Source organism: Campylobacter aviculae, from assembly GCF_005406215.1.
Lineage (GTDB): Bacteria > Campylobacterota > Campylobacteria > Campylobacterales > Campylobacteraceae > Campylobacter_D > Campylobacter_D aviculae.
Window position 1 is genome coordinate 23,222 of the sequence record NZ_NXMA01000015.1, and the last position, 6,707, is coordinate 29,928.

The following is a 6,707-nucleotide window of genomic DNA, read 5'->3' on the forward strand; positions in this document are numbered from 1 at the left end:
TAAGATATAATATCGCTTGTTATTAAATTTTTATAGAAGGAGTTTTATGATGTATTCTCATAAAAAAGTTATGCTTTCTGCTATTGCAGCAAGCTTTATAGTTGCCAATGCGGCTTATGCACAAACTATTATCAATAATCCTATGGCAAATGATGGATTAATTCAAGATAGTAAAGATAAATCTCATTATACTTATCATTTTGAAGATCGTCCAGTATATTCTAATCTTGGATCAGAACATTTTACAGATGATGCAAATAGAATTAAACATTTAACTATTCAAGCAACTGTGGGTTCAAAAGGAGTATTCTATTTTACACCTTTACTTGATTCTGTTTCAATAGGTGGATTTGGATATTTACTCAATTATCCTAATACAGGTTTTAATCAAATTAATCCTTTGACTAGTGGTATTTACAAAGATATTGTTCATAATGGTTATGCTTTTGACATAACTGCTAATAAAGTTGTTATTGCTGGTAATGGCAAGGGTGTAATTCCACAGCCAGGTACTGTATCTAATGGCACAAATTCAAATACAAATGCAATAATAAGTGCTAGTTATGGAAAGAGTACCATCACTGCTAAAGATGGAGTATATGCAATTAATTCTGTTATAGATGTTATCAACGGCTCTTATTATAACAATGGTTACCAAGAAAAAGATTTCGATGGTTCTTTACTGATTAAAGGAAATTTAGTTCTTAGAGGTAGTGAAGTTATTAGCAATGTTTTAGCGCATGGTACTCCGGGTCTTTATGTAGATGGTAAAGTTACTGCTGCTAATACAAAATTCGTTGCTGGCATAGAAGATTTAAATCGTGTAACTGATCATGGTTATTATGTTATGAGTGCTTCTGGAGGATTTGAAAACGGCATAGATAGCAAAAAAGCGTTTACAGATTCTTCTTCGCATAATGCAGGAGAATTAGTTTGGCATAATAGACTTATCAATATTTCTTCTGATTTAATGAATTCAAAACTTGCTAATAACGCAGGAACTATTTATGAAAATGAATTTAAAGATCTTATTTATAAATCAAATACAGATTTAGATAATCTTTGGGATTTCAAGCTTGTTCAATCAGGAAAAAGTCTTTTTGTAACCGGAAAACTTGATAAGAGTCTATATACAAAAAATGGAAAACTTGATTATAATATGTTAAATACTGCGATTAAAAAAGAAATTGCAAATCAAAAAGATAATCTTGAAAAACTTGCTAGTCTTGATGGAACAAGTGGATTATTGGTTGATAAAAAAGTACAAGTAATAAACCAAATTACTTATACTCAAAGAAGTATTCAAATGGCTGAAAATTCTATTAAATTTATGACAGCAAATAATACTAATGGAAAATATAATGCTAAAATTAAAGATGTTCAAGCACAGCTTAATAAAGATAAAACATTATTTAATCAGCTTCAAAATCGCTTAAATGAATATCGTACACTAATTAATAATGTTCAAACTCAAATTGCACATTTGACACCAAAATTATATGATGAATACAGAGTTGAAGAAGGTCAAAAAGGACAAATTTTTGTTTCTTTAGCTGATTCTAGTGTAGCTGGTAATATTGCTGGGACAACTGATTATATCTTAGGCGATGGTAAAGTAGTTAGAGATGTAGAAAAAGCAGCTAACTCAAATGCTGGAAATTCAGCACTTAATACTCCAATAGGTGCTATAAATATAGCAAATGATATGGCTATTTCAAATCGTTTAGCTAAATTTAGCAATCCTTACTCAACTATGATGGCAGGAGAAAGTTTTGCTGCAGGAAATGGAACAGCAAGCGATTCTAGTTTTGCTTATGGTGCAAGAAGCTATGCAAACAATGTATGGGCTAACGCAATCGGTGGTGCAAACATTGTAGATGGAAATAGTGGTGCTTTATATGGTGTAAGCATTGGTTATGATCGTCTATTAGGTGAAAACACTATTTTAGGTGCTTATTTAACTTATGCAAACTCTGATATTAAAACAGATTTAGTAAAACAAGAAAGCGATAACCTACAAGTTGGTTTATACTCAAGAACACTTCATGGAAATCACGAATTTGATTTCAAAGGTTATGCTCAATTTGGCTGGACTGATCAAGATAGACAAATTGTAAATAGCATAAATTCTTCAGATTTTACAAGAAAATTCTTAGGTGCTAGTGGAACTTATGGTTATGTATTTGATATCGGTAACAATTTCTACATCAAGCCTTTAGCAGGTCTTAACCTTTACTATTCATTCACACCTGATTATACAGAAAGTGGAATTTATGCACAACACGTTAGATCTCAATCTAATTTTGATGCAAGCTTAGAAGCAGGAGCTGAATTTAGAAAATACTTATCTAAACAAAGCTATATCTATGCTATTCCAAAAATTGAACAATACATCGTTACATCTGGAGATGATTACACTGCAAGATTCGTAGGAAGTCCAGTTTCATTTACAGTAGATGGAAGCGATTCTAAGAAAACTTTTGGTGCATTAATCCTAGGTGGAGATATCAATTTTGCTAATCAATGGGCATTTACTTTCTCTGCTGGAGTTAAACAACTTCTAGGTGGAAAAGTTGATGATCAAGATGAAACTTATGTAAGCGGAAACGTTGGTCTTAAATATCAATTCTAATATTTGAGAGATGCACATATTTTCTCTTTCGAACCATAGTGTGGAAATTCCATACTATGGTTTTTTTATTTTAATGCGGGAATAGCTCAGGGGTAGAGCACAACCTTGCCAAGGTTGGGGTCGCGAGTTCGAATCTCGTTTCCCGCTCCATACAAAAATTTAAAAATTTTCTAGCCTTAATGTTCTAGTTTTTTTAAAAAATAATTATAAAATTTTATTTTTTTGAATTTAAAAAAATACCTATCTTAAACTTGCAAACTTATCCAATAATAACAAAAAGCAATTATTTTCTAAACCTTAATATTCACACTTCTATGTTTAGTTTTAGCTTTAGAACTTAATTTACTAAGATGATTGGAATTAGAGTTGGAATTGTTATCGTTAGAATTATCATTGCTATTAGAATTGTTATTTGTATTGTCATTAGTATTAGAACTATTATTATCTATTTTTACATTAAAAAGAATTTCTAATTCTTTTGCTAAATCAAATTTATTTTCAAGAAGTTTTTTTATGAGTTCATTTCTTATATTATCATCTTTATAAGTTTCTTTGTTTTTACTTTCTGCTTGGATGGGTTTTCTCTTATTTTTTTGTGCTTCTTCAATCGCTTTTGTATCATCAACAAGCTTTCCAGTAGGATATTTATCGTAATCTATACCTTTTGCCTTTTCCGCTTCTTTTAGTGATTTTACAAACTCATCGTGTCTTTGTTTGAAGTCAAGATATTTAGCTTTAAATTCTTCTAGACTCATATTAGAATTAATCATTTCATTGTATTCTTTAGCAAAATCTCTAGCTTGTTGTGCTAGTTCAGTATTACCTATGTTCTGACTTCTTTTAATGTAAAGTTGCATTGATAGTCGTTCTTCAAAAGGATTCCATTCATTAGGATTACTTGAATATAAAAAAGCACTTTGTATTTTATTTTTATTCATAAAATTTTGAAAATCATTACGTTCTGCTTCACTAACATTTTTATCAACTAAAATTTTTCCAAATAATCTTGTATCACCTTCTAAAAGAAACATGGTTGCACCATAAGTTTGGGAATTTAAAAAGCCCATTAAAACTCCACCCTTATCTATACTTCCATCTTCATTAATATAAGCATTTTTGTTTAATCTTACATCTCCATTTCTATTACTAAGAATATTGTCAATGCTAATATCTTCAAAATACGAATCATTCCGAGTATTGAAAGTAACATTTAATCTATCTTTGGTTAAATCTATTTTTTCATATTCATCTTTGGTAAAAGTTTTAGTAACATTTAAATTTTTGTCTAAATAAAAAGCATAAGGCATATTTGCTAATTCTTCTTCACTAAGACTTGAATTTGAGGTTTGAGGCATAAGTTGTGAAAGAACTTTGTAAGCATTTCCTATGGTTTTAGCTATGTCTATAGAAGTATGAGTTGCATAAAAATATCTATCTCCTGTTTCCCATTCTACAAAACTTTCCACATCTTTAGCATAAATCTTATAGTCTTTAGGTATTCCTGCAGCTTCATTAAAATCACTGGTAAAAAAACCATCTTCATCTACACCATAACCTAGTATTTTATCTACAGCCTTAGATTTATCACTTACTAAATTTGAATTTGTTTGTTTTAATGAGGTATTGTTTGAAATATTGTTATTATTATTTAAATTTGTATTGTTGTTTATTTCTTTATTATTATCTACCAAATCATTTGTTTTAGAATTCTTTTTAGAATTTAAAGTATTTGTATAGTAATTATAATTTGAGTAAGAATTTATATTATTTATCATTTTACTGCCTTTTTGGTTATAGTGGTAGATAATATTTTTATCATTTCTACCTTGTATATCGGTAGAAACATTTTATAGATTTATAAAAATGAAGTAAAATTTTAAATTTCTCTTTAAATGTTTTTCAATAAACTTTTTAGAAGTTCATCCTCATTTTTTTGCTTGATGAAAACATTTTCTTGATTGATTTTAGTTAAATTAAAATCCTTAAATTTTTCTAAATTTATTCTGATATTATTCCAAAACAATACTAAAAGCGAATTAGAAAATTCATCGGATTTTTTATTGCTAGAATTTTCATCTTTTAATAAAGATTTAGCATTTACTATAGCCTTTTCATAATCAAGCTTTAGATTATAAGTTTCAAAAAGATTAAGTTCCATAAAACCACCTCCGGTAACATTATCAGAGATAAGTTTTATTTCTACATTTCCCTCAAAATCTTTCAAATCTTTAAGATCGGAATTTTTTATTTTTTCCAGCATTTCTCTTCTCTCATCTGTGCTTAAGTTTTTAGGACTTACAAATGAAAATTCATGCACTTGATTTGGATTTGCATTTTCAACAAAAATTCCATAATCGTATTTTGGAATATCTACTTGCATTTTTGAAAATTTGGATGCTGCACTAAAAACTTGTCCATCGATAGTATGAATATTTGCCTCTATATAAAAATCATTCTCATTTGTATTAATTTTTATATCACTAAGATAAGCTTGAGTTCCGTAGTTTAAAACATTTTCCAATGGCTTATTAATAAAGAAAAGTATATAATACTGTTGATCAGAACTTAAAGAGTTAAAATCTACGCTATTTCCATCTAAATCTTTTAAATTTGTAATATATTTTGCAATGTTGTCCATAACATAGTTATTACTATTTTCTGCAAAAACATTACTTAAATCATCTTTGGAAAATTCTTTACTATTCTCTTTTTGGATAACATCATTAATTGTTTTATTAAGTTCACTTTCCCAAATATCCTTGTCGCATCCAGTATAATAACCCCTATTATAAATAATAGAAGTATTAGATGTATTTTTATCAATTCCAATTTCATTATACATGCTTTATTATCCTTAATGCGCATTAAGCTGAAAAACTCTCATTTCGTTTTGAGCGTATGTATTATACATAGAAGGTTTTATTAAATTAAGAGGTAGTTGACTTTTTGTATCATAAAGGGCAAAATAAAAACTATTTGGTATATATTTATCCTTCAATCCCACAACCACAATTCCATTTCCTTGAAATCCCATTTTATTTCTAACAGAATCTGTGTCAGGATTAGACTTTAATTGACCCGTTATACTACTAAAAGTCAAATACATTCCATCACTAGCAACCCAAAATTGAAATCTAGTATTATCAAGCCTGGCTAATCTATGATAAAAAGCACCACCCTTAACATCTTTCATCTCATTAAGGTTAAGAACTTTAACGCCTGCACTATTATCACTGAGTGCACCATTGCTGACTTTAGCTAGAAAATCATCTCCAAAAGCAGAACTTGTTAATAAAGCACCTAAAGTTGCAACACTAAATAACTTTTTAAACATGTTTCTCCTTTTGTAGAATGTAGTTTAATTCTATCATAAATGATAATTTAAATCAAATTTTTAAAAGTTCTATTTTATAGATATTTAGTAATACTTATAATGAATTTTTAGTGTTTTAAAAGTTTTTTATTTTTTTAATATATTTTAATTATAATTGTGTAAATTAGTAATATTATTTATATCAATAAAAAAATATAATATTAACTTAAAATCTAAAAAGATTAAAACTTTTATAAACTCTAAACTTTTATATCAACTTTTCTTTGTTCAGCCAGTCTTTTTGCTTTTCTTTGTTTTTCTAAACGTTCTAATTGTTCTTTTTGAAATTTTTCCATATCTTCAAACATTTCAGATATAGGATCTTTGTAGTTTTGATTAGTAGTTGCATCCATATCGATAATTCCTGATCCTTGAACTACATTTTTACTAAGTTTGAGATTAGAATTCCAATCATTCCAAGCTTTTCTTACCTCTTCGCCACTCATAGATTTATCAAAGCCTTCAACTTTACCTGATGGTGTAGTTTCACCTTCTATAGTATAGAGATTTTGATTTACTATGGCCACCAAAAGTCCACCTTTGGTTATAGTGCCATCTGGATTTCTATATTTGCTTGGGGTAGTATCAAAAAATAGACCTAACATATTTTCTTTTCCGCCATTGTTATTGTTAAAAATATCAGTAGCAGGTTTTGCTTTGGCAGCATCTTCAACTACATAAGAATTAAAAAATAAACTTTCT

General features: G+C 28.4%; 4 protein-coding genes, 1 tRNA gene and 1 pseudogene. 2 read left to right on the forward strand and 4 right to left on the reverse strand.

Annotated elements, in window-relative coordinates; all coding sequences use genetic code 11:
* Positions 1-46 precede the first annotated feature (46 nt).
* Both CQA76_RS07745 and CQA76_RS07750 read left to right on the forward strand, forming a co-directional pair.
* On the forward strand, positions 47-2,632 hold the full coding sequence (locus CQA76_RS07745) for an autotransporter family protein (protein ID WP_170999732.1): 2,586 nt from the start codon (positions 47-49) through the stop codon (positions 2,630-2,632).
* Positions 2,633-2,707: 75 nt separating this feature from the next.
* A tRNA-Gly gene (locus CQA76_RS07750) sits at positions 2,708-2,782 on the forward strand.
* A gap of 140 nt (positions 2,783-2,922) precedes the next feature.
* On the opposite strand, the gene CQA76_RS07755 is transcribed toward CQA76_RS07750, so the two are convergent.
* The 4 genes and pseudogenes from CQA76_RS07755 to CQA76_RS09080 form a co-directional block, all read right to left on the reverse strand.
* Positions 2,923-4,407 (reverse strand): Cj0814 family flagellar-dependent secreted protein, encoded by a 1,485-nt coding sequence (locus tag CQA76_RS07755; protein WP_212741548.1) that lies wholly within the window; start codon positions 4,405-4,407, stop codon positions 2,923-2,925.
* Between the two features lie 113 nt (positions 4,408-4,520).
* The gene (locus CQA76_RS07760; protein WP_137622832.1) at positions 4,521-5,474 is read right to left on the reverse strand and encodes a hypothetical protein; all 954 of its coding nucleotides are present in this window, start codon (positions 5,472-5,474) and stop codon (positions 4,521-4,523) included.
* A 12-nt stretch (positions 5,475-5,486) separates the two neighbouring features.
* Positions 5,487-5,966: a hypothetical protein gene (locus CQA76_RS07765; RefSeq protein ID WP_137622833.1), complete on the reverse strand. Its 480-nt coding sequence runs from the start codon at positions 5,964-5,966 to the stop codon at positions 5,487-5,489.
* 239 nt (positions 5,967-6,205) lie between these two features.
* A pseudogene (locus CQA76_RS09080) lies at positions 6,206-6,707 on the reverse strand (hypothetical protein); the annotation flags it as partial.